Here is a 21,035-nt window from a genome sequence, read left to right on the forward strand (position 1 = left end):
ATGCTCTCAGAAGAGCCGCACCGATGGTCCCTCTTCGAGCTCGAGCAACGTGCGCTTGCGCTGCAGCCCACCCGCGTACCCGGTCAGGCTGCCGTCGCTGCCGACGACCCGGTGGCAGGGCACGATGATGCTGATCGGGTTGTCGCCAACAGCCTTGCCCACGGTCTGCGCCAGCGCCTTGTTGCCCAGTTGGTCGGCGAGCTCGCCGTACGTCGTGGTCACTCCGTAGGGGATCTGCTCCAGAAGGCGCCATACCTTCTGCTGGAAGTCGTCGCCGATCAGCCTGATCGGCAGCTCGAAAGTCTGGCGCTCACTACGAAGGTATTGGGCAATTTGGACCGCGGTCTCGTCGAACAGCGGGTCGGCGGCCTCCTCGCCAAGACGTTCGGCGGGGGGCATGCGCCAATGGTGGGGGAAGTACAGCCCGGTCAGCGCGCCTTCGTCGGCGGACACGAGGAGCTGCCCGAGCTCGGTGTCGAGGTGGGTGTGGTGAGCGGTCATATCGAGTAGACGCTCCCGACGGGTGGGTTCGTGAGGTCGTGCTACTCCGGTTCGGCGCGCAGCGGGTTGCCGGCGGAGTCGCGGCGGACTTTGCGGAGGGAGATGACGAAACCGTACGCGCAGGCTGCTGTCACGAGGCCGGGGACGACCGCGACGATGAGCCACCAGCCGTCGGTTTGGGCGATCCAGACGGTGAGGGCGCCGAGGGCGAGGGTGGCGACCGCGGCGGAGAGGGCGGTGCCGGGCTCGCGGCGTTCCTCGAGATCGCTGCGGACGAGCCGGGCGACGTCGCGGCCGATCACGTTCGCAAGCTGTTCGCGGGCCTCGGTCATGTCCGCCGGGACCTTGTCCAGCAGGTCGAGGTCGTTGCTGATTCGCCGCCGGCGGTGGTCCAGGCCGCCGAGCCGCGGCCGCAGTGCGGTGACGATGGCGGCGAACAGGCCGACGAGGGCTACGACGAGTTCAGGATCCATGCACGCAACGTATCGACTGGTTTGGGTAGAGTCGCGCCGATGTTCGCCTTGTCGGTGGTGTTCGCGATCGTCCACCTCGGCGTGGGCGCGGCCTGGTTCGGGTCGATGACCTACAGCCTGTTCGTGGTGCAGCCGGCGGTGGCGAAGTTCTTCGCGGACGTGGGGCGACGGGAGGAGTTCCTCGTCGCGCTCGCGCAGGGGAACCGGTGGCGGGTCGTGGGGCTGGTGGCCGCCCTCCTGTTGAGCGGGCTCGGCGTCGTGGCAGCCGCGCAGGGCACCGCGCGGGTCGGCTTCGCCGTGGCGGTCGTGCTCGAGGCTGTCGCTGCCGCCATCTTCGTCGAGGTGTCGTGGCGGCACTGGCCGGCGCGGGTGTTCGCGACGGCGGAGGAGCTGCCGGCGTACCAGCGGGCACTTCGCCTCCGAGCAGGAGCGATGGTCGGACTCGTCGGGATCGCGTTCGCCCTCGCCCTCGTGGTGACCGTGGCCGTCGGCGTGGGCTGAGATGCGGGTCGTCATCGCCGGGTCGAGCGGCCTGATCGGCACGGCATTGCGCGAGGCCTACGAAAGTGACGGTGCCCAGGTCGTTCGGCTGGTCCGTCGTCCGCCGCGTGGGCCGAAAGAGGTGCGTTGGGACCCGATGGTCGTGTCGCCGGGTCTGCTCGACGGTGCGAACGTCGTGATCAACCTGGCCGGAGCGGGACTTGGTGACCGCCGATGGACCCGAAAGTATGGGGAGGCCATCCGTTCGACGCGCGTCGTCGCGGCCCAGACCCTCGCGCGAGCAGTCGCCAAGAGTCGCCCGGACGTACTGCTCTCGATGTCGGGCATCCGCTTCTACGGCATCGACCGCGGCGACGAGGTGCTCACCGAGTCCAGCGCGCCGGGAACGACCGGCCTGCTGACCCAGGTGTCACGTGAGTGGGAGGCGGCAACCGCGCCGGCGAGCGAGGCGGGCGTACGGGTCTGCCACCTGCGCACCGGCCTGGTGCTGAGTGGTCGCGGCGGCCTGCTGCCACCCCTGATCCAGGGCTGCCGGTTCGGGCTGACCGGAGGCTTCTGGACCGGCCATGAGTACTGGAGCTGCGTCTCCCTGCACGACGCGGTCCGGGCCGTGCGCTTCCTCGCCGAGGCCGACGAAGAGGGCCCGGTGAACGTCAGCGCGCCAAGCCCGATGCGCAACGCCGACCTGATGCGCCTGCTTCGCGACCTGCTCAGAACGCGCCTCGCCCTCCCGTTCCCGATCCCGCAGGCGCTGCTGAGGATCGGGCTCGGAAGGATCGCGGACGAGGTCTTCGGCGGCCTCCGCGTGCTGCCGGAACGGCTCCGAGAAGCCGGCTTCACGTTCACGCACCCCGACGTCGAGGACATGCTCCGCGCCGCGCTCAGCGAGTGACGAACGCCTCCGCCCAGCGCGGATCCCGTACCAACGCGGCCACCCGGTCCAGGTCGCGCTCGGTCTCGGCCGCGTGCCGTTGCGCGGCGGGTTCCGGTAGCGAGACGACCCAGTGCCCGTACCCCCAGAGCGGCTGCCGCCCGATCGCCCACGGGAGCGCGAGCCGTTCGGCCGCGGACAGCGGGTGGTCCTGCGCCACGTCGTACGACTCGACCAGCATCCGCAGTGGGGTCATCCGCTCGCGCCATGTGTCGAGGCCGAGGTGGCTGTCGGCGAAGTAGAGGGTCAACGCGAGATCGTCGAGGCGCGGCCGTACGGCGAGGAAGTCGAAGTCCGCGACCGCGACGAGCCGCTCGCCGCGGAAGAAGACGTTGTTGTCCCAGAAGTCGCCGTGCACGAGCTGCCGCGGCGACACGTCGGCCTCGCGGGAGGCGACGACCTCGGCCAACGCGAGTGCCCGATCGGCGTGGGCGTCCCACGCCGATCGGGCCCCAAGAACGCATCCGGCGAACGCCGAGGCGCGTTCCGTCGAGTGCCGCGGAAGCCTCGAGGTGGTTGGCGAAGTCGCACGTTCTTCCCGCCGGCGAGACCGACAGCTCACGCAGCACCGAGTGCATCCGCCCGAGCAGCCCGGCGCCCAGGAACAGCCGGGTCTGCGTGTTCATCCGCCCGTCGTGCTCGACGTACTCCTCGACCTCGGCCAGCCGGCCGTCGACCGTGAACGGCTCATCGGACAGCAGGGCGGGGATCGGGAGGCCGTGCCGGCGAAGCTCGGTGCGTACGTACTGGAGATCCGCGAGGCGCTCGGCCGTCACCGCCGAACGGTAGACGCGCACGATGGTGTCGCCGACGCGGAGGATCCGGTTCGGCCCGTCGGCCAGCACGGTCGCGCCGGTGAGGTCCGGGATCACGGACTCCAGACCATCGTCTGCTGGTGCAGCTTCTCGCCCTTCGGGCCGCGGATGCCGGGCACGAACGGCGCGTCGCCGTGCGGCGTGAAGCCCATCTTGGTGAAGAACCGCACCGCGCGGACGTTCTCCACCAGCGTCTGCAGGTAGCAGCCGGTGGAGCCCTCGGCGCGAAGCCGCGCGAACCAGGCCTCCATCAGCCCGGCGGCCGCGCCGGTGCCGCGGGCCGAAGGAACGACGTTGAGGTGCAGGTGCGCCGGCCAGCGCGGATCCTCCAGCTCGCCGGCGGTCGGCCGCCGCAGCAGCGTCGACGAGACGGAGTCGAACATCGCCCGCATAAAGAAGCCGCGCGACTCCTTCCGCGACATCAGGCGGTACTCGCGGATCACCGCGTCCATCCGCTTCTCCTCGCTCGGCACCGCGGTGCCCAGCGAGCCCGCCAAGTAGCCCGCCAACGAGCCGTTGACAACGGCGACGAAGAACGACTCCGGCTCCAGCGTGTAGTACGGCGTGAGATAGACCGCCGCCTCCGACTCCGGATCGCCCCACAACGAGCCTGTCAACGCGTCCTTGCCCGCCTCAGCGGCGAGCTCCATCATCAATGGGCGGTCGCTCTCGGCGAACGTGCGGATCTCCATCCGCAGAGTCTAGAGATGGCAAAGTCTTAGAGGTGATCGAGCAGTCGCGACTCGACGTAGTCGAGGGCTTGGCGGACGGCGCCGAGGGCGATCACGCGTTCGCCGAGGTCGGAGGCGGCCAGCGAGGGGGGTGCCGACATGCGGTCGTGGGTGAGGCGGGCGAGCAGGTCGCGCAACGGAGACAGCAGGACGTCGTCCGCTGAGCCGCCGCCCAGGACGATCAGGGAGGGGTTCAGCAGCATCGCCATGGTGGCGAGGACGTAGCTCGTGCTCGCGAGGAAGCGTTCGAGATCCGACCGTGCCCGCCGCGACCCACCGCGGGCGGCCTCCAGGACGGCGCGGGTGTCGATGCCCCACTCGAGGTCGCCCTCCGACGGCGCCCGCAGCGAGGCGCGCGAGGGCGTCGCGGATCCCCAGCCGACGAGCTCCGCGACGGTGGCCGCCGTGGCCGACGCCAGCGAGCCCTTCGTCGTACGCGCCTCGTCCCACATGTCCAGGAACCCGATCTCGCCGGCCCCGCCGCGATGACCGCGAACGAGCCGGCCGTCGATCATGATCCCCGCGCCGATCCGGCCGCCGACGAGGAAGAAGACCAGGTCACCGGTGGAACGGGCAAGCCCTTTCCACCGCTCGCCCACAGCGCCTAGGTTCGCGTCGTTGTCGATCTCGACGTGCCACCCCAACGCGTCCGTGAGCTCCGAGCGCAGGTCGAAGTCCGACCAGTGCGGCAACGCGCTGCAGAAGATCACCCGGCCCGACGTCGTGTCGATGATGCCCGGACTCGCAACGGCCGCCGCAAGCACCGACGCAGGAGCCGCGCCGGCACGTTCGACGGCCAGGAACGCGGTCCGCCGGACCTCCGCGATCCGGCGCCGGCGGGTGGCCGAGAACGGAATCGGGCGGGACAGCTCGACCACCGGCTCGCCGTTCAGATCGCTCACGACGACGTTCACCGCTTCGTAGCCGATATCGATTCCGACGACGTACCCAGCCGAGGAATGGAACGCGAACCGCCGCGCGGGACGGCCGCGCCGCGTGACCGTCGAACCGTCGGCGGGAAGCACCAGTCCGAGGCGGGACAAGTCCTCGACCGCGGCATCGACAGTGGGCCTCGACAATCCGGTCATCACGCCGATCTCGGTCACGCTCAGCGGGCTCGACTGGCGTAGCGTGTCGAGCACCAGACCTGCGTTCATCCTGCGCAGCAAGGGAGGTGTTGCCCCGGCGGATCGTCGCTCCATCGAGCCCCCTTCCGGTATCGAACGCGCCAGCTTGCGAACCGTGATACCCAATCGAAACGGAGTTGACAAGGTCTTATCGAAAGAACCCTTGATAAATCCCTGAGGGTCCGGCACTCTACGCAGAAACACGGGCTTCCGTGGCCCTTGGGTCGGTAGAGCGGAAGCCTCCAGAAAGGGTGGGCGAGGTGCGTCGAACGCGGTTCTTCTGGGCAGCCCTGGGACTGTCCGTCGTCGCCCTGGTCGCCGCCGCTTGCGGCGGACAGCAGGGCGGATCAGGCAACCAGAACAATGCTGGAGCAAAGGGAACGTTGGCGATCGTCAACGCCTCCGGCTCCCTCTGGACGTGCAACTTCAACCCGTTCGCGCCGGCCGCTGGCCAGACGCGTGGCGCGGTGTGGGAGCCGTTGATCTTCATCAACTCACTGAACGGCAAGGAGCAACCCTGGCTCGCCACGGAGTACAAGTGGAGCGAGGACCAGAAGGAGCTGACGTTCACCACGCGCGAAGGCGTGAAGTGGACCGACGGCAAGCCGTTCACCGCCAAGGACGTGGCGTTCACGTTCAACCTGGCTAAGGAAAACGAGGCCACCGACTCCTATGCCCTCTGGGGTGAAGGCGTCCTCGACAGCGTGACCGCGACCGACGACAAGACCGTCGTCTTCAAGTTCAAGCGCGTCTCGACATCGTCGTTCTTCTTCCTCGCCGGGCAGACCAACATCCTTCCCGAGCACATCTGGTCGTCGATCACCGATCCGGTCAAGGAGCTCATGAAGGAACCGGTCGGCACCGGCCCGTACAAGGTGGGCGAGTGCACGCCGCAGGCCATCACGTACACGAAGAACGCGAGCTACTGGCAGCCCGGCAAGCCGAAGGTCGAGAAGGTGCTCTACCCGGCCTTCACCGACAACCAGCCCGCGAACCTCTATCTCGCACAGGGCAAGGGCGACTGGGGTGGCCAGTTCATCCCGAACATCGACAACTACTGGGTCAACAAGGACAAGGCGAACCGCAAGTACTGGTTCCCGCCGAACGGCAGCGTCTTCATCGCGCTCAACGTGACCGATCCCCTGCTGAAGGACAAGCGCGTCCGGCAGGCGCTGGTGTACGCGACCGATGGGCCGAAGGTGTCGAAGGACGGCATGTACGGCTACCAGCCGCCGGCGAACCAGGCGGGCATCCCGACGCCGACCTTCGAGGAGTGGATCGACCAGGCCGCCGTCGACAAGGCCGGCTACAAGTACGACCCGGCGAAGGTCGCCGAGCTGCTCGGCCAAGCAGGCTTCAAGAAGGGCGCCGACGGGATGTTCCAACAGCCCGACGGTAAGCCGTTCAAGCTGAGCATCATCAACAACGGTGGCTTCACCGACTGGGTCGCGTCCGTGCAGGTGCTCGTCGGCAGCTTCAAGGCCGCCGGGATCGAGCTCGAGGCGTTGAACCTCAACGGGCAGCAGTACGACCAGCGGAAATCCCAAGGTGAGTTCCAGCTCGCCTACTCGGGAGCGTCCACGGGACCGACGCCGTTCTACGAGCTCCGCGACATCATGTACGGCGAGTACTTCCAGCCGATCGGCAAGGACACGTTCCGCAACTTCGAACGGTGGAAGGACCCGAAGACCGACCAGCTGATCCAGCAGTACGACCAGACGACCGACAAGAACGAGCAGGTCGCGATCGTCAAGCAGCTCTCGCAGATCATGCTCGAAGAGGTGCCGGTGATTCCGGTGACGCAGAACGTCTCCTGGTCGCAGACCGACACCACGCGGTTCGGCAACTGGCCGACTGCTGAGAACCCGTACGCCAACCCGGCACCGTACGCGCAGCCTGACTGGGGTGTGGTGCTACTGAACCTCGAGCCGAAGTAGGTAGGGGCCCACAGGATGATCCGACTGCTCCGTCGGTTGGAGTTCTTCATCGTCACGTTCTGGGCAGCAGTGAGTATCAACTTCCTGCTGCCCAGGCTGATGCCCGGCGATCCGATCCAGCAGATGATGAACCGGATGAAGGGTCAGATCAGCCCGGCGGCGAGGCACTCCCTCGAAGTCATGCTCGGCCTGAACACCACGGACCCGTTGGTGAAGCAGTACTTCGCCTACTGGGGACAGGTGTTCAGGTTCGACTTCGGGTCGTCGATCACGTACTTCCCCGACTCGGTGACGCACGTGATCGCGATCGCGCTGCCGTGGACTCTCGGGCTGGTCGGAGTCACGACGATCATCTCGTTCCTGCTCGGCACGTTCCTCGGCGCCGCCGCGGCTTGGCGGCGCGGAGGAATCCTCGACAGCGTGCTGCCACCGGTGTTCGCGGTCGTCGGCGCGTTGCCGTTCTTCTTTGTGGGCTTGCTCCTTCTGTTCATCTTCGCGGTCGTGCTCGGGTGGGCGCCGGTCGGTTTCGGGTACGACGTCACACTCGGGTTGTCGATGTCCTGGGCCACGGTCGGGCAGATCATCGCCCACGCCGTACTGCCGGCGAGCGCGATCATCGTCACCTCGATCGGCGGCTGGGTCCTCACCATGCGCAACACGATGATCGGCGTGCTCACCGAGGACTACGTGAAGATGGCGCGGGCCAAGGGGCTGTCGTCGACGCGGATCATGTTCCAGTACGCGAGCCGCAACGCGATCCTGCCCAACCTCACCGGCTTCGCGATGTCGATGGGCTTCGTGATCAGCGGCGCGCTGCTCGTCGAGCTCGTCTTCTCCTATCCCGGTGTGGGATTCATCCTCGTTCAGGCCGTCACCGGGCAGGACTACCCGCTGATGCAGGCGCTGTTCCTGCTGATCACGACCGCCACGCTGATCTCGGTGCTGATCGCCGACGCGGTGACGTACGTCATCGATCCGCGCACGAGGGTGAGGGCCTAGGCCGTGCCTCTTGACTATCGCCTGGCGCGCGACACCTCGCATCCCGCCTGGCCGCGGTGCACGTCGTCACCCATAGGACAAACTATGAATTCCTCCTGCACCACGCCCAGCCGGGCGCGATGCGCCGCGCGCCATCGCGCTACGCGCGATGACCGACGCTACTCAAGAGGCACGACCTAGATGGTCGCGCAGAACGTTCCCCCGGTCGACCCGCTCGAGGCCGTCGTCCCCACACCCGGCCGTCGCCGCGGCGGCGCGATCTCGAACCTGCTCATCGCGGTGGTCCGCAGCCCGAAGGCGCTGATCGGTGCGGTGATCCTCGTGATCTTCGTGCTGATGGCGCTGCTCGCGCCGTTGATCGCCCCGCACGACCCGACCAGCAACGAGTTCGAACGCGCGGTCGGCCCGTCCGCCCAGCACCTGCTCGGGACCACGGCGTACGGCGGCGACGTGTTCTCCCAGATGGTCTTCGGATCACGCCAGTCGTTGCTGATCGCGTTCCTCATCGGCGCGATCGCGACGACGATCTCCGCATTGATCGGCGTGGCGGCGGCGTACATCGGCAACCTGCCCGACCACATCATCTCGCTCGTGACCGACATCTTCCTGGTGCTGCCCGGGCTGCCCCTGCTGATCGTGATCAGCTCCTACATCCGCAGCAGCGGCATCATGGTGATGGTGCTGGTCGTGGCGCTCACCAGCTGGGCGTACGGTGCGCGACAGTTCCGCGCGCAGGGTTTGGCCTTGCGCAACAGGGAATTCCTCGAGGCGGCGCGGGTCCGCGGCGAGCGTACGTGGTACACGATCGTGTTCGAGATCCTGCCGACGATGACCGGGCTGCTGGTCGCGAACTTCCTCGGCGCGGCGGTGTACGGGCTGATCGCCGTGGTCGGGTTGCAGTTCATCGGGCTCGGCGACATCTCCACGGTCAGCTGGGGATCGATGATGCGGTGGGCGCACAACAACGAGGCGCTGCAGGCAGGCGCGCCGCTGTGGGAGCTGGCGCCGGGTGTGTGCATCGGGCTGTTGGGAGCGAGCATCACGTTGCTGAACTACGCGTTCGACGAAGTCAGCAACCCGGCCCTGCGTCCTCCGCGGCGCCGCGTTCGACGCCGGCGGTCGAGCGTGACGGCGGAGGCGGCGTCATGATCCGGCCGGAGACCGAGGCACGGTTGGGCGAGGCGGCCACGGGACCGCTGCTCGCCGTCGAGGACCTGGTCGTCGAGTACGGTCTCGACCAACCTGTCCGCGCGGTCGACCATGTCAGCCTGACCGTCAACCGCGGCGAGTTCATCGGCATCGTCGGCGAGTCGGGCTGCGGCAAGTCGACCTTGCTGTACGCGATCGCCAAGCTGCTCAGCGAACCGGCCCGCATCGTCAGCGGAACGGTCGACTTCAACGGCAACAACATGGTCGAGCTGACCGAGGCCGAGCTCCGGCAGATCCGCTGGCGCGACTACTCCGTCGTCATGCAGAGCGCGATGAACGCCCTCAACCCGGTGCTCTCCATCGGCGACCAGCTCCAGGACGCGATGCTCGCGCACGAGAAGGTCTCGGCGGACGCGATCAGGACCAGGTCCGAAGAGGCGCTGCGGCTCGTCGGCATCGACCCGATCCACCTGAAGAGCTACCCGCACCAGCTCTCCGGCGGCATGCGGCAGCGGGCGATGATCGCGATGGCGCTGGTGTTCCGCCCGGACCTCGTCATCATGGACGAGCCGACGTCCGCACTCGACGTCGTTGCCCAACGCTCGTTGATGATGCGGATCAAGCAGCTGCAGAAGGAGTTCGGCTTCGCCGTGCTGTTCGTCACCCACGACATGTCGCTGGTGAGCCACTTCTCCGACCGGCTCGCGATCATGTACGCGGGGCAGATCGTCGAGCTCGGCCGTACCCGCGACGTGTTCAACGCCCCGCAACATCCTTACAGCGTGGGACTTCTGCAGGCGTTCCCGTCGGTGTTCGGCGAGCGCAAGGAGCTCACCGGCATCCCGGGCAGCCCGCCGGACCTGCGGCATCCGCCGAGCGGATGCCGCTTCCATCCGCGCTGCCCGCAGCGGATGGAGGTCTGCGACGACGTCGAGCCGGAGGCGGTCACGGTGGGTGGGTCGGACCTGGTGCGCTGCCACCTGTTCACTGGAGCGGGGGCGGGGTCGCGATGACCGACGTCCTGGCCGCGCGCGGCCTCACCCGGCACTTCAAGGTCGGCGGAGCGTTCGGCGGCCACACGCTGCACGCCGTTGACGACGTGGACCTCACGATCGGCGAACGTGAGATCGTCGCGCTGGTAGGCGAAAGTGGCTCCGGCAAGTCGACCGTCGCGCGACTGCTCGCCCAGTTGTACCCGCCGACCGCGGGCGAGATCTCGTTCCGCGGCTCGCTGGTGACGTCGCTGCGGGGTCGCAAGCGGCAGCTCGACTACCGGCGTCGCGTGCAGATGGTGTTCCAGGATCCGTTCAGCTCGCTGAGCCCGGTCTACCCGGTCGCGCATCCGATCCTGCGGGCGCTCAAGCTGCACCGCCGCGACCTCAACGGCACCCAGCGCGAGGCCGAGGCGGCCCGGCTGCTCGAGGAGGTCGGGCTGACGCCGGCGTCCGACGTGCTGCACAAGTACCCTTACGAACTGTCCGGTGGGCAACGGCAACGCGTCGGGTTCGCCGCCGCGCTCGCGTGCCGACCCGAGGTGATCCTCGCCGACGAGCCCGTCTCGATGCTCGACGTCTCGATCCGTATCGGCATCCTCAACCTGATGGCGCGGCTGCGGGAGACCGAGGGCGTCTCGTTCCTCTACATCACCCACGACCTGGCGTCGGCGCGGTACGTCGCGGACCGGATGCTCGTGATGTACGCGGGCCACGTCGTCGAGAGCGGACCGTGCGAGCAGGTGCTCACCGATCCGCAACACCCGTACACGAAGCTGTTGCTGTCCGCGGCACCCGACCCGTGGGCCCCGCTGGCCGTGCCGACGGACGACGTCGGCGAGCCGCCCCGGGTGATCGACCCCGAGGAGGGCTGCCGCTTCCAGCCGCGGTGCCCGGTCGCGATCGACGTCTGCCGCAGCGTGACGCCGAGGCTCGCCGACACCCGGCCTGGCCACGCGGCGGCGTGCCACGTGGCCCATCAGGAAGCCGGCTTGGAGCCTCAGTCCAGAACGGGGTAGTTCGAGCGGAACACGTTCGCCGGGTCGCGGTCGCGCTTGAGCTGCCGCAGCCGTTCGATCGTCGGCTGGTCGAACGCGTCGGAGGCCGACTCGCCACCGGTGAGGAACGTGAACGGCTTCCGCCCGCTGACGTTGTCGCCCAGCTTTGCTTCGTACTCGTCGAGCTTGGTGCTGATGCCCGCGGCCAGCTCCGGGCTGAGCGGGAGACCGAACGCGTACAGCAGGTACGGCTCGGCGATCGACCCGTGCGGTCCGGCGTCCGGCCCGGCCGCGGCGAGCGCGCCGCCGGTGTGGCGGAGCTGGAGGGCGAGTAGCGGTGCGAGCGAGCCGTCGAGCAGGGTCTCGGTGACGTCGTCGTTCAGGCTGGTCAGCATCGAGGAGCGACCCTTGCCCGGCGACGGGTCGGTCGGGTCGTTGGTGATCGCGGCCAGCTCGGCCAGGGTGCGTTCCTGGCGGGTGTCCTGGAGCGGGTCGCCGAGCTTGTCGAACGCGGCCAGCAGCGCCTGTCCGGCGTCGGCGTCGCCCAGGTAGGCGGCCTGGATCGCGACCATAGGCGGCGGTCCGTTCGGGATCTCCAGCCGGCCGAACCAGAGGGTCAGCTCGTCGGGTGCCTGCGCGGTCACTTCCTTGAACGTGGCGAGCACGTCCGCGGCCTTGTCCGCGGGCCACGCCAGCGCGCCGCCGTACAGGCCGGGCGCCTCGTAGAGGCCGTACTCGACCGCGGTCACGATCGCGAGGTCGCCGCCGGAGCCCCGCAGTGCCCAGAACAGGTCGGCGTCGGAGTCCGCGGTGACGTGCTGCTGGTTGCCGTCGGCGTCGACGAGGTCGAACGCGCGCACGCTGTGCGCCGCGAGACCGTACTTGCGGGCGAACCAGCCGAGGCCGCCGCCGAGGGTGTAGCCGACGACGCTCACCACCGGTGCGCTGCCGGGGAGCCCGGTCAGGCCGTGCGCCTCGGTCGCGGCCTGTGCCTGGCCCCAGCTGACGCCGGCGCCCACCTTCGCGGTGCGCTCGGCGGCGTTGACCTCGATGGTCTGGAGTGCCTTGGTACGAAGGAGAATCACGCCGTCGGCGTTGCCGCTCGCCCCGTGCCCGTTCGGCTGGACGGCGACCGTCAGGCCTTCTTTGCGCGCATAGCGAACAACACTCGCCACGTCGTCGGCGTCGGTCGCCTCGACCACGGCCGCGACAGACTGAGGGACGGCTACGTTCCACGGCTTGCTGGCCGGCTCGAAGTCGGCGTCGGCCGGCTCGAGAACCCGGCCCTTGGTCGCTGCTTGCAGAGTCATCGTCGAATCCACTCTTGCTCGGTGTCTTTGTTCTTTTGCTGCACTGACGTTGCCGCGAACCCGACTGTGACACGAACCACCGACAGGTTTCTGTCCTGACTCCGCGCCGATCGGCCGCCGGCCCGACACGTTTGGATGAAGGTGCCCTTCATCTAATCGGCCGGCCGCGGGGTGCGCTCGACGCCTGTGATCATGAACGTGATCATGAAGCCGAACTGGTCGTATACGCCGGGTTTGCCTTCATGATCACGTTCATGATCACGGGCGGGTGGCGGAGGTTTGGGTGAGGGGCACCCTGGTCCCATAGGTTTGGACAGGGGTGCCCCCGACCCAGCCGAGCTCTCGCCACACCAGCACTACCCGGCCACCTCGACAGCGGCCACCGCGCCGCTTTGAATGAGGGGCACCTTCATTCAATAGCCCGGCCCATCCACCGTGTCCCATCAAACTGTGGGGTTCTGGTCGCGACACGCCGGCGTGTCGCGACCAGAACCCCACACTCTCGCGAAGGGCGGAGGGGTCCCCTCGCTCGAGGAGGTTCGAATGAAGGTGCCCTTCATTCAACTTGCTCAGGTTCTTGGCGGAGCTCGCCGGCTGTTGGTGCTGTCTTGGTGCGGTGTTCCGGTGAGAGCTCTCCGGGGTTGGTGCTCTCGGGGTCTGTGGCGGCGGTCGAGTGTGGTGGCCGGTCCGGGGCGCGTCAAGGGCGCCTCCCAGGGGGCGCTTCGCGCGGGGTGAGAGCGTCGCTTCGCGACCGCGGAGCGGCCCTTGACTCGTCCCGGCCCGGCCACCTGTCTTTCACGCGCCGCCCCTGCCCCCCGGAACAGGTGTCCCGGGGGGAGGTTCCTTCTTGCTGGGGTTTGCTGCCGTGCTCGCGTCGCCTGTTGGCCCCCTGCTTCTTGTGGTGTCGATGAAGCCGGGCCTTCCGACTGCCCGTTTTGAATGAAGGGCACCTTCATTCAATAGGTTCGAATGAAGGTGCCCTTCATTCAAAACCAGTGCGCTGAGCTCAGTCGATCTCGGTCCCGTAGTCGGGGTCGATCTGCTCGGGATCGATGCCCAGCAGCTCGGCGACTTGTTCGACGACGACATCGTGGACGAGTGCGGACAATTCGGACGAGCCGACCGTGCGCAGCTCGATCGGGCGGCGGTAGATCACGATTCGGGCCGGTCTGTTCGGACCGGGCTCCACCAGGACGCCGAGCGGGATGTCCTCCTCGTCCGGCGCGGTCGTCGGGTCGGGAACGTCCTCGACCGCGAACTCGACGCCGGACAGTTCCTTGGCGTACCTGCGTTCGAGCTCCTCGACCGCGTCCAGGACCAGGTCGTCGAAGCGCTGCGAACGGGTCCGCGCCACCGGTACCCCGTCCGGCGCGAGTGGGCCGCCGACGGCGAGCGGGCCGCGCATGCCGCGCCCGTGTCGGTCGCGGCGGGAACCAGGCCGTACGCCGGCGCCTGGGTCGGGGCCGGCGAGGGGATCTGGAAGCCCTCCGGACATGGTCGAAGCCTAGTTGTTCCACCCACATGTCGGTGGGTCCGTGGCATCCTTCCGGCCATGACCGACGAGCGGCTCACCGCGAAGCAGTTCCAGGACTCCGACGGGGTCGAGGACTGGCGCGTTCTCGCCTTCGGCGCGAACGCGTGGTTCGACGCGCCCTCGCACGCCGCCGGCGCTGAGCTGGTGCGCCGGATCGCCGACCTCGGCGGGCGCCAGCCGGACGTCAACCTGCGCGCCAGTGGCGTGCACGTACGTATCCCCTCCCCGCCCGACCTCACCACTGCCGACGTGGAGCTGGCGCGGCAGATCTCCGCGGCCGCGCGCGACCTCGGCCGAGCCGCCGATCCGTCGGCCGTGCAGGACGTCCAGGTGACGATCGACGTGCTCGACAAGGCGGCGGTGGTCCCGTTCTGGCAGACCGCGCTGGGGTACGACCTGGTGGGCGACGACGACCTGGTCGACCCGATGCGGCGGCACCCGGCGATCTGGTTCCAGCAGCAGAGCGACCCACGACCGTTGCGCAACCGGATCCACCTCGACATCGTGCGCCCGAACGCGCTGGCCGCCGACGGAGTCGAGGCGGTCGGCGGCCGTGCCACCGGGGTGATCGAGGTGGGTCTCGCCGACGCCGAGGGCAACGAAGCGGACGTCATCCCGCTCGGGCCGGCGGAGCGCCTGGAGGCACCGGAGACCGCTGACTGGAGTGGTCCGTTCGCCGGGATGGTGTTCTACCCGGTCTCCTCGCCCCAGCAGGGCGCCGAGGTCGCCGCCGTCGCGGCGGGGATGGCCGACGAGGCCGGCATGCCGATGATGATCGACCTGCGCCCGGGCGGCGTGCTGCTCGACACCGGCAAGGACCAGGAGTGGAACGACCCGTTCCCGGAGCTGGCCCGCAAGATCCAGGCCGCGGCGCGGGGGATGGGGCTGGCCGCGGACCCGGCTCCGCTGCGGTTCGTCCAGGTCGGGATCGATGCCGCCGACGTCCCCGTGCTCCGTCACTTCTGGCGGACCGTCCTCGGCTACGAGGAGGACCAGCGCGAGCATGTCACCGACCTCTTCGACCCGCGCAGGCTCAACGCACCGGTGTTCTTCCTGGAGATCGACACCTCGGAGGAGGACCGGCGCAAGCAGCGCAACCGCATCCACGTCGACGTCTTCGTACCGAACGACCAGGCCCAGGCACGCATCGATGCGGCCCTCGCAGCAGGCGGCCGGATCGTCTACGACGCCGAGGCGCCGGAGTGGTGGACGCTCGCCGACCCCGAGGGCAACGAGGTCGACATCGCAGTCTCGGTGGGTCGCGAAGAGCTCTGGCAGGAGCGGGCCGGCGCCTGACGCGTGGCGGAAGAACTGGTTGGGGGTGGCGCCCGCTACGATCCGAACGTGGGGTCGCTTCGGAGATGTTCGCGGACGGCATGTCTGCGCCCGGCGATCGCGACGCTGACCTACGTCTACGCCGACTCGACCGCGGTGCTGGGTCCGTTGGCGACGTACGCCGAGCCGCACTGCTATGACCTGTGCGCCGAGCACGCGGAGCGGCTCACCGCGCCGCGCGGCTGGGAGGTGATCCGGCTCGCGCCGGATCCCGACGCGCTCCGCCCTTCGCACGACGACCTCGAGGCGCTGGCGAACGCGGTCCGCGAGGCCGCCCGCCCGGAGGAGTCCTCCGACCAGCCTCCGGTCGAGGTCGGCCGCCGCGGTCACCTGCGCGTCCTGCGTACTCCCGACTCGACCTGACCCGCTCGCCAGTTAGGGTGTGGCCGTGTCAGATGCAGGGGCGGTCTTCAAGGCGTACGACATCCGCGGTGTCGCGCCCGACGAGCTCGACGACGACCTCGCGCGCCGGATCGGTGCCGCGTTCGTCCACGTCGTGGCCTCGCCGAAGGTCGTCGTCGGCCGCGACATGCGCCTCTCCTCGCCTGGCCTCGCCGCCGCGTTCATCGAGGGCGTGACCAGCCAGGGCGTCGACGTGATCGACATCGGGCTCGCCTCGACCGACCTGCTCTACTTCGCCAGCGGCCGCCTCGGACTCCCCGGCGCGATGTTCACCGCGAGCCACAACCCCGGCAAGTACGGCGGCATCAAGCTGTGTCGCGCCGGCGCCGCCGCGCTGAGCCGCGACACCGGGCTCGCCGAGCTGAGGATCCTCGCCGACAAGGACTTCGAGCCCGCCGAAAGCCAAGGCTCGGTCGAGCACAGCGACCTGCTCGCCGCGTACGCCGACTACCTCCGCGAGCTCGTCCCGCTCGAACACATCCGCCCGCTCACCGTCGTCGTCGACGCCGGCAACGGGATGGCCGGCCACACCGTTCCGGCCGTGCTCGCCGGGCTGCCGATCGAGGTCGTTCCGCTCTACTTCGAGCTCGACGGCACGTTCCCGAACCACGAGGCCAACCCGCTCGACCCGGAGAACCTCCGCGACCTGCAGGAACGCGTCCGCTACGAGGGCGCCGACCTCGGTCTGGCGTTCGACGGCGACGCGGACCGCTGCTGGGTCGTCGACGAGGAGGGCGAGTCGGTCTCGCCGTCCGCCGTCACCGCGCTGATCGCCGCCCGCGAGCTCGAGCGGGAGCCGGGCGCGACGATCATCCACAACGTGATCACCTCGCGCGCCGTCCCCGAGATCGTCCGCGAACGTGGCGGCCACCCGGTACGGACGCTCGTCGGCCACTCGATCATCAAAGCCCGGATGGCGGAGACCGGCGCGATCTTCGGCGGCGAGCACTCCGCGCACTTCTACTTCCGCGACTTCTGGCACGCCGACTCCGGCCTGCTCGCCGCGCTGCACCTGCTCGCCGCGCTCGGCACCGACGAGATGCCGCTGTCGGAGCTGATGGCCGGGTACGAACGGTACGTGTCGTCGGGCGAGATCAACACGACCGTGGCGGACCATGATGCGACGATGACGCTGGTGAAGAAGCAGTACGCCAGCCGCTCGGACGTGACGATCGACGAGCTGGACGGGTTCACGGTCGAACACCCCGACTGGTGGTTCAATCTCCGCCCGTCCAACACCGAGCCGCTGCTTCGGCTCAACGCGGAGGCCTCCGACCAGGCCACCATGGAACGGATCCGCGACGAGGTCCTCGACCTCGTACGCGGCGTGGGAAGGGAAGCATCGCCCTCGTGAACCTCGACCAAGAACTGCTCGAGATCCTGGCCTGCCCGGCCTGCAAGTCGGCTCTGCGCGTGGACGACGGCGCGAACGAGCTGGTCTGCACGAGCGGGGCCTGCGGGCTCGCGTACCCAGTGCGCGACGACATTCCCGTGCTGCTCGTCGACGAAGCGCGCAAGCCCGGCGAGAAGCCGAGCGAAGCGGCTTCCGACGACGACGCGCCGACCGAGTAGGAGCACCTGAGTGTCGGTTCAATCGTTCGACGAAAGCCTGCTCGACGACGCCGAGGCGTTGCAGCACGCCGATGCGGCGCTGCGCGGCCTGGCCGAGGCCGGCGCGCGCGTACGGACCGAGGCGAACGCGAGCAACGACGTCGCGGAACGGCTCACCCAGCTGGGCCGGCCGCGCGCCCTGGTGGCGGCCGGCGCGGACGCCCGGCTGCTGCGTGCCGTGCTCGAGCCGTGGTGCCCGGTGCCGTTCGTCGCCTGGCCCGGACCCGGCCTGCCGGGGTGGGTCGGCGCGCTCGACCTGGTCGTCGTGCTCGCGCCCGGCGGCTCCGACGCGGAGACGCAGTCGGCCGTGCAGGAGGCGGTACGTCGCGGCAGCACGCTGATCGTCGCCTGCCCGACGCAGTCGCCGCTCGCGGAGATGGCCGAGGGGCGCGACACGATTCTGGTGCCGTCGCAGACCGGTGACGCGCTCGCCGTGGCCGTCGTCGTTCTGCAGCTGTTGCACGTGCTCGAGCTCGGACCCGAGGTCAATGGCGAGTCGGTCGCGATGGCGCTCGACGACGTGGCCTCGCGCTGCTCGCCGTACGCCGACCTCGCCTCGAACCCGGCGAAGGACCTGTCGCTCGTGCTCGCCGAGGCGTTGCCACTCGTGTGGGGTGGCTCGGTCCTCGCGGCCCGCGCCGGCCGCCGGGTGGCGGAGACGTTGCGCCGAGCTTCCGGTCGCGCCGCGTTGGCGGCCGACGCCGACCATCTCGTTCCGGTGATCGAGGGCTCGCCTCCGCGCGACCTGTTCGCCGACCCCTGGGCCGACCCGGCGGCGACCCCGCTGCGGCCCGCGTTGTTCGTTCTCGACGACGGCTCGGAGCAGCCCGTGATCCGCGCGAACCGCGGCCGGCTGCTGGCGACCGCGGAGAAGGCGCAGGTGCACACCCGCACGATCAGCTGGACCGAGGGTCCGGAGGTCGCGCGGTACGCGGCGTTGCAGTCGATGGGGACGTACGTCGCGATCTACCTCGCGGTCGGACTGGGTAAGTACCTGCCGGCAGCCACCTGACGACACGATCTGAGGGCCAAGGGACATGCAGCTCCTGGAGAACCCGATCCGCCCGTACGCCTGGGGTTCGCCCACCGCGATCCCCGAGATGCTTGGAGTCGAACCGACCGGCGAGCCGCAGGCCGAGCTGTGGATGGGCGCCCATCCGGGGTCGCCGTCGTTGGTCGGCGGCCGTTCGCTCGTGGACGTGATCGAGGCGGATCCCGCGGGTGAGCTGGGGCCGGCCGTCCTCGAGGGCTTCGGCCCGCGACTGCCGTTCCTGTTGAAGGTGCTGGCGGCTGCCGATCCGTTGTCGCTGCAGGCGCACCCGAACCCGGAGCAGGGGCGGGAGGGGTTCGAACGGGAGAACGACGAGGGCATCCCGCTGTCGGCTCCGGAGCGGAACTACAAGGACGCGGGCGCGAAGCCGGAGCTGATCTGCGCGCTGACCGACTTCTCCGCGCTGGTGGGCTTCCAGCCGCCGGCTCGTACGTTGGCCTCGGTCGACGCGCTGGGGGCGGCCGAGCTGGAGCCGTACGTCGCTCATCTGCGCGAGCAGCCGGACGCGCGAGGGGTGCGGGCGGCTTTCACGATGCTGATGACGGCGCCGGTGGCCGAGCAGCGGCGGCTGGTCGCCGCCGTACTCGCGCGGGCTCGGTCGTCGTCGCTGCCGGAGGCCGCGTTGCTGCGGCTGCTCGGGTCGAAGCACCCGGGCGATCCCGGCGTGATCGCGGCGTTGCTGCTGAACCACGTCGACCTGCGGCCGGGGGAGGCGCTGTACCTGCCGGCGGGCAACCTGCACGCGTACCTGTCCGGCGTCGGCGTGGAGATCCTCGCGAACTCCGACAACGTGCTGCGCGGCGGTCTGACCAGCAAGCACATCGACCTGCCGGAGCTGCTGCGGCTGCTCGACTTCACGCCTGCTGCGGCTCGGGTCTTGGTGCCGGAGGCTCGGCCGGGCGGCGAAGAGGTGTACCCGACGCCGGCGCCGGACTTCCGGCTGTCGCGGATCACGGTGTCGGCCGAGCACGAGGTGAAGCTCGAGGCGGCAGGGCCGCAGATCCTGCTGTGCGTCGCTGGTTCCGCCGTGGCGCAGAGCGAGCGCGGCCAGGTGTCGTTGGCGCGGGGCGCCTCGGCGTTCGCAGGCGCTTCGGACGGCGCGGTGACGCTTTCCGGGGACGGCGTGATCTTCAGGGCGACGGCCGGTCTGGCTGTCTAGATCTCTTCCGGCAAGATATGGCAAAACGTTTCGGGGTCACGAACGGAAGGGCCGCATGAGCGCAGAGGGAGGCACCAAGGCAGTCGTTGCTGCCTTGCTCGCCAATTCGGGTATCGCGGTGACGAAGTTCATCGCGTTCTTGCTCACCCAGTCGTCGGCGATGTTGGCCGAGTCGATCCACTCGGTGGCGGATGCCGGTAACCAGGTTCTGCTGCTCGTCGGCAAGAAGCGCTCGGAGCGCGAGGCGAACGAGCTGCACCCGTTCGGCTATGGGCGCGAGCGGTACATCTACGCGTTCATCGTGTCGATCGTGCTGTTCTCGGTCGGTGGACTCTTCGCGCTGTACGAGGGGTGGCACAAGGTCAGCGAGCCGCACCCGATCACGGCGTGGCAGTGGGTGCCGGTCGTGGTGCTGCTGATCGCGATCGTGCTGGAGACGCTGTCGTTCCGTACGGCGATCGTCGAGGCGAACCACGTACGCGGGTCGGCGTCGTGGAAGAACTTCATCCGGCGGGCCAAGTCGCCGGAGCTGCCGGTGATCCTGCTCGAGGACCTCGGCGCGCTGGTCGGTCTGGTGCTCGCGCTGATCGGCGTCTCGCTGACCCTGATCACCGGGAACGGCATCTGGGACGGCCTCGGCTCGATGTCGATCGGCGTGCTGCTGGTGATCATCGCGATCATCCTGGCCGTGGAGATGAAGAGCTTGCTGATCGGCGAGTCCGCGACCGCCGAGCACGTGGCGGCGATCGAGAAGGCGATCGCCGACGAGCCGCTGGTGGATCGGCTGATCCACATGAAGACGCTGCACATCGGCCCGGAGGAACTGCTGGTGGCGGCCAAGATCGCCGTGACGGCGTCGGACCGCGCCTCGGACGTGGCTGATGCCATCAACGCGGTCGAAGAACGCATCCGCGCAGCCGTCCCGATCGCCCGCGCCATCTACGTCGAGCCCGACCTCGACCGCGCCCCCGCCGAGAGCGCGCCACCGCTGTCCTAGGCCGTGATCATGTACGTGATCATGAAGGCGTACTAGTCGTATATGACCAGTCTGGCTTCACGATCACGTACATGATCACCGGGTGGAGTCGGGGCTGGATCAGATTCGGGGAGGTAGGACGCCGCTGCGGCCGAGCCATTTGAGGGCTCGTTCGCGCTCGGTCTCGGCGGCGGTGGGGAGGCGGCCGGTACGTTCGGCCAGCTCTCGTACCGACGCCGCCACCGACGGCTCGGCCAGCACCCGGATGGCGAAGGCCAGGGCGGCGGGCGACACGTCGTAGTGCTGCTCCAACTCCAGCGCCAGGCGGGCGACGGACAGGGCCTCGTCGGAGTACTGCCGGTGCCCTTGTGACGGGGTGGGGAGCAGGCCGAGCGACTCCCGATAGCGCAGCATCCGAGGCGAGGTTCCGAGCTCGTGAGCCGCTGCCGAGATCCGCATGCCGGCTATTCTGACAAAGTTCTGTCAAGAACGGGCGATCCGGC

General features: G+C 69.0%; 22 protein-coding genes. 14 read left to right on the top strand and 8 right to left on the bottom strand.

What is annotated here, in order from left to right; all coding sequences use genetic code 11:
- Positions 1 to 6 precede the first annotated feature (6 nt).
- Positions 7 to 501 (bottom strand): methylated-DNA--[protein]-cysteine S-methyltransferase, encoded by a 495-nt coding sequence (locus JOD67_RS41165; RefSeq protein WP_205117872.1) that lies wholly within the window; start codon positions 499 to 501, stop codon positions 7 to 9.
- A 41-nt stretch (positions 502 to 542) separates the two neighbouring features.
- Positions 543 to 974 (bottom strand): hypothetical protein, encoded by a 432-nt coding sequence (locus tag JOD67_RS13965; protein ID WP_205117873.1) that lies wholly within the window; start codon positions 972 to 974, stop codon positions 543 to 545.
- 39 nt (positions 975 to 1,013) lie between these two features.
- On the opposite strand from JOD67_RS13965, the gene JOD67_RS13970 reads away from it, so the two are divergent.
- Positions 1,014 to 1,475, top strand: a complete 462-nt coding sequence (locus JOD67_RS13970; RefSeq protein WP_205117874.1) for a hypothetical protein — start codon at positions 1,014 to 1,016, stop codon at positions 1,473 to 1,475.
- A gap of 1 nt (position 1,476) precedes the next feature.
- The gene (locus JOD67_RS13975) at positions 1,477 to 2,367 is read left to right on the top strand and encodes a TIGR01777 family oxidoreductase (RefSeq protein ID WP_205117875.1); all 891 of its coding nucleotides are present in this window, start codon (positions 1,477 to 1,479) and stop codon (positions 2,365 to 2,367) included.
- On the opposite strand, the gene JOD67_RS13980 is transcribed toward JOD67_RS13975, so the two are convergent.
- The 3 genes from JOD67_RS13980 to JOD67_RS13990 all read right to left on the bottom strand — a co-directional run bounded on the left by JOD67_RS13980 (position 2,357) and on the right by JOD67_RS13990 (position 5,109).
- The gene (locus JOD67_RS13980) at positions 2,357 to 2,968 is read right to left on the bottom strand and encodes a phosphotransferase (RefSeq protein WP_205117876.1); all 612 of its coding nucleotides are present in this window, start codon (positions 2,966 to 2,968) and stop codon (positions 2,357 to 2,359) included. The genes JOD67_RS13975 and JOD67_RS13980 overlap by 11 nt on opposite strands.
- Positions 2,969 to 3,274: 306 nt before the next feature.
- Positions 3,275 to 3,913, bottom strand: a complete 639-nt coding sequence (locus JOD67_RS13985; RefSeq protein WP_205117877.1) for a GNAT family N-acetyltransferase — start codon at positions 3,911 to 3,913, stop codon at positions 3,275 to 3,277.
- A gap of 26 nt (positions 3,914 to 3,939) precedes the next feature.
- Positions 3,940 to 5,109, bottom strand: coding sequence for an ROK family transcriptional regulator (locus tag JOD67_RS13990; RefSeq protein ID WP_205117878.1), 1,170 nt, complete (start codon positions 5,107 to 5,109; stop codon positions 3,940 to 3,942).
- Positions 5,110 to 5,339: 230 nt separating this feature from the next.
- Between JOD67_RS13990 and JOD67_RS13995 the strand changes: the two genes are divergently transcribed.
- The 5 genes from JOD67_RS13995 (at position 5,340) to JOD67_RS14015 (ending at position 11,175) form a co-directional block, all read left to right on the top strand.
- Complete coding sequence (locus JOD67_RS13995; RefSeq protein ID WP_205117879.1) at positions 5,340 to 7,016, top strand: ABC transporter substrate-binding protein; 1,677 nt, start codon at positions 5,340 to 5,342, stop codon at positions 7,014 to 7,016.
- A gap of 15 nt (positions 7,017 to 7,031) precedes the next feature.
- Positions 7,032 to 8,015: an ABC transporter permease gene (locus JOD67_RS14000; protein WP_205117880.1), complete on the top strand. Its 984-nt coding sequence runs from the start codon at positions 7,032 to 7,034 to the stop codon at positions 8,013 to 8,015.
- Between the two features lie 180 nt (positions 8,016 to 8,195).
- Entirely contained in the window at positions 8,196 to 9,164 is a 969-nt protein-coding gene (locus tag JOD67_RS14005; protein WP_205117881.1) for an ABC transporter permease, read from the top strand.
- Positions 9,161 to 10,177 (top strand): ABC transporter ATP-binding protein, encoded by a 1,017-nt coding sequence (locus tag JOD67_RS14010; protein ID WP_205117882.1) that lies wholly within the window; start codon positions 9,161 to 9,163, stop codon positions 10,175 to 10,177. The genes JOD67_RS14005 and JOD67_RS14010 overlap by 4 nt, the downstream gene beginning before the upstream one ends.
- Positions 10,174 to 11,175 carry an ABC transporter ATP-binding protein gene (locus JOD67_RS14015; RefSeq protein WP_205117883.1) on the top strand — a complete coding sequence of 334 codons (1,002 nt, stop codon included), beginning with the start codon at positions 10,174 to 10,176 and terminating at the stop codon, positions 11,173 to 11,175. Before JOD67_RS14010 ends, JOD67_RS14015 begins: the two co-directional genes overlap by 4 nt.
- Here the strand turns inward: JOD67_RS14015 and JOD67_RS14020 are convergent.
- Together JOD67_RS14020 and JOD67_RS14025 are read right to left on the bottom strand one after the other, a co-directional pair.
- Positions 11,157 to 12,464: an FAD-binding oxidoreductase gene (locus tag JOD67_RS14020; protein WP_205117884.1), complete on the bottom strand. Its 1,308-nt coding sequence runs from the start codon at positions 12,462 to 12,464 to the stop codon at positions 11,157 to 11,159. The two genes, JOD67_RS14015 and JOD67_RS14020, sit on opposite strands and share 19 nt — an antisense overlap.
- A 1,006-nt stretch (positions 12,465 to 13,470) precedes the next feature.
- Positions 13,471 to 13,959, bottom strand: coding sequence for a metallopeptidase family protein (locus tag JOD67_RS14025; RefSeq protein WP_239553842.1), 489 nt, complete (start codon positions 13,957 to 13,959; stop codon positions 13,471 to 13,473).
- Positions 13,960 to 14,016: 57 nt separating this feature from the next.
- Between JOD67_RS14025 and JOD67_RS14030 the strand changes: the two genes are divergently transcribed.
- Genes JOD67_RS14030 through JOD67_RS14060 form a run of 7 tightly spaced genes read left to right on the top strand, consistent with a single transcriptional unit; the run spans position 14,017 to position 20,553 of the window.
- The gene (locus JOD67_RS14030) at positions 14,017 to 15,294 is read left to right on the top strand and encodes a 4a-hydroxytetrahydrobiopterin dehydratase family protein (protein WP_205117885.1); all 1,278 of its coding nucleotides are present in this window, start codon (positions 14,017 to 14,019) and stop codon (positions 15,292 to 15,294) included.
- A 48-nt stretch (positions 15,295 to 15,342) separates the two neighbouring features.
- Entirely contained in the window at positions 15,343 to 15,696 is a 354-nt protein-coding gene (locus tag JOD67_RS14035) for a DUF3499 domain-containing protein (protein ID WP_205117886.1), read from the top strand.
- A 25-nt stretch (positions 15,697 to 15,721) separates the two neighbouring features.
- A complete protein-coding gene (locus tag JOD67_RS14040; RefSeq protein WP_205117887.1) occupies positions 15,722 to 17,089 on the top strand; it encodes a phosphomannomutase/phosphoglucomutase in 1,368 nt (455 codons plus the stop codon).
- Positions 17,086 to 17,307, top strand: a complete 222-nt coding sequence (locus tag JOD67_RS14045; protein WP_205117888.1) for a Trm112 family protein — start codon at positions 17,086 to 17,088, stop codon at positions 17,305 to 17,307. The genes JOD67_RS14040 and JOD67_RS14045 overlap by 4 nt, the downstream gene beginning before the upstream one ends.
- 10 nt (positions 17,308 to 17,317) lie before the next feature.
- Positions 17,318 to 18,358 carry an SIS domain-containing protein gene (locus JOD67_RS14050; RefSeq protein ID WP_205117889.1) on the top strand — a complete coding sequence of 347 codons (1,041 nt, stop codon included), beginning with the start codon at positions 17,318 to 17,320 and terminating at the stop codon, positions 18,356 to 18,358.
- Positions 18,359 to 18,383: 25 nt separating this feature from the next.
- Positions 18,384 to 19,556 carry a mannose-6-phosphate isomerase, class I gene (gene manA / locus JOD67_RS14055; RefSeq protein WP_205117890.1) on the top strand — a complete coding sequence of 391 codons (1,173 nt, stop codon included), beginning with the start codon at positions 18,384 to 18,386 and terminating at the stop codon, positions 19,554 to 19,556.
- 55 nt (positions 19,557 to 19,611) lie between these two features.
- On the top strand, positions 19,612 to 20,553 hold the full coding sequence (locus JOD67_RS14060) for a cation diffusion facilitator family transporter (RefSeq protein WP_205117891.1): 942 nt from the start codon (positions 19,612 to 19,614) through the stop codon (positions 20,551 to 20,553).
- Between the two features lie 99 nt (positions 20,554 to 20,652).
- Here JOD67_RS14060 and JOD67_RS14065 read toward each other — a convergent pair whose 3' ends face one another.
- Entirely contained in the window at positions 20,653 to 20,991 is a 339-nt protein-coding gene (locus JOD67_RS14065) for a MerR family transcriptional regulator (RefSeq protein WP_205117892.1), read from the bottom strand.
- Positions 20,992 to 21,035: the final 44 nt, after the last annotated feature.

It is taken from the genome of Tenggerimyces flavus, assembly GCF_016907715.1.
Classification (GTDB): domain Bacteria; phylum Actinomycetota; class Actinomycetes; order Propionibacteriales; family Actinopolymorphaceae; genus Tenggerimyces; species Tenggerimyces flavus.

Excerpts from the sequence above, each read along its gene's own strand:
- JOD67_RS14015 (WP_205117883.1), top strand. The coding sequence starts at position 10,174 with ATGACCGACGTCCTGGCCGCGCGCGGCCTCACCCGGCACTTCAAGGTC.
- JOD67_RS14025 (WP_239553842.1), bottom strand. The coding sequence starts at position 13,959 with ATGTCCGGAGGGCTTCCAGATCCCCTCGCCGGCCCCGACCCAGGCGCC.
- JOD67_RS14000 (WP_205117880.1), top strand. The coding sequence starts at position 7,032 with ATGATCCGACTGCTCCGTCGGTTGGAGTTCTTCATCGTCACGTTCTGG.
- JOD67_RS13985 (WP_205117877.1), bottom strand. The coding sequence starts at position 3,913 with ATGGAGATCCGCACGTTCGCCGAGAGCGACCGCCCATTGATGATGGAG.
- JOD67_RS14020 (WP_205117884.1), bottom strand. The coding sequence starts at position 12,464 with ATGACTCTGCAAGCAGCGACCAAGGGCCGGGTTCTCGAGCCGGCCGAC.
- JOD67_RS14060 (WP_205117891.1), top strand. The coding sequence starts at position 19,612 with ATGAGCGCAGAGGGAGGCACCAAGGCAGTCGTTGCTGCCTTGCTCGCC.
- JOD67_RS13990 (WP_205117878.1), bottom strand. The coding sequence starts at position 5,109 with ATGAACGCAGGTCTGGTGCTCGACACGCTACGCCAGTCGAGCCCGCTG.
- JOD67_RS14010 (WP_205117882.1), top strand. The coding sequence starts at position 9,161 with ATGATCCGGCCGGAGACCGAGGCACGGTTGGGCGAGGCGGCCACGGGA.
- JOD67_RS13970 (WP_205117874.1), top strand. The coding sequence starts at position 1,014 with ATGTTCGCCTTGTCGGTGGTGTTCGCGATCGTCCACCTCGGCGTGGGC.
- JOD67_RS41165 (WP_205117872.1), bottom strand. The coding sequence starts at position 501 with ATGACCGCTCACCACACCCACCTCGACACCGAGCTCGGGCAGCTCCTC.
- JOD67_RS14005 (WP_205117881.1), top strand. The coding sequence starts at position 8,196 with ATGGTCGCGCAGAACGTTCCCCCGGTCGACCCGCTCGAGGCCGTCGTC.
- JOD67_RS13975 (WP_205117875.1), top strand. The coding sequence starts at position 1,477 with ATGCGGGTCGTCATCGCCGGGTCGAGCGGCCTGATCGGCACGGCATTG.
- JOD67_RS13965 (WP_205117873.1), bottom strand. The coding sequence starts at position 974 with ATGGATCCTGAACTCGTCGTAGCCCTCGTCGGCCTGTTCGCCGCCATC.
- JOD67_RS14030 (WP_205117885.1), top strand. The coding sequence starts at position 14,017 with ATGACCGACGAGCGGCTCACCGCGAAGCAGTTCCAGGACTCCGACGGG.
- manA (WP_205117890.1), top strand. The coding sequence starts at position 18,384 with ATGCAGCTCCTGGAGAACCCGATCCGCCCGTACGCCTGGGGTTCGCCC.
- JOD67_RS14065 (WP_205117892.1), bottom strand. The coding sequence starts at position 20,991 with ATGCGGATCTCGGCAGCGGCTCACGAGCTCGGAACCTCGCCTCGGATG.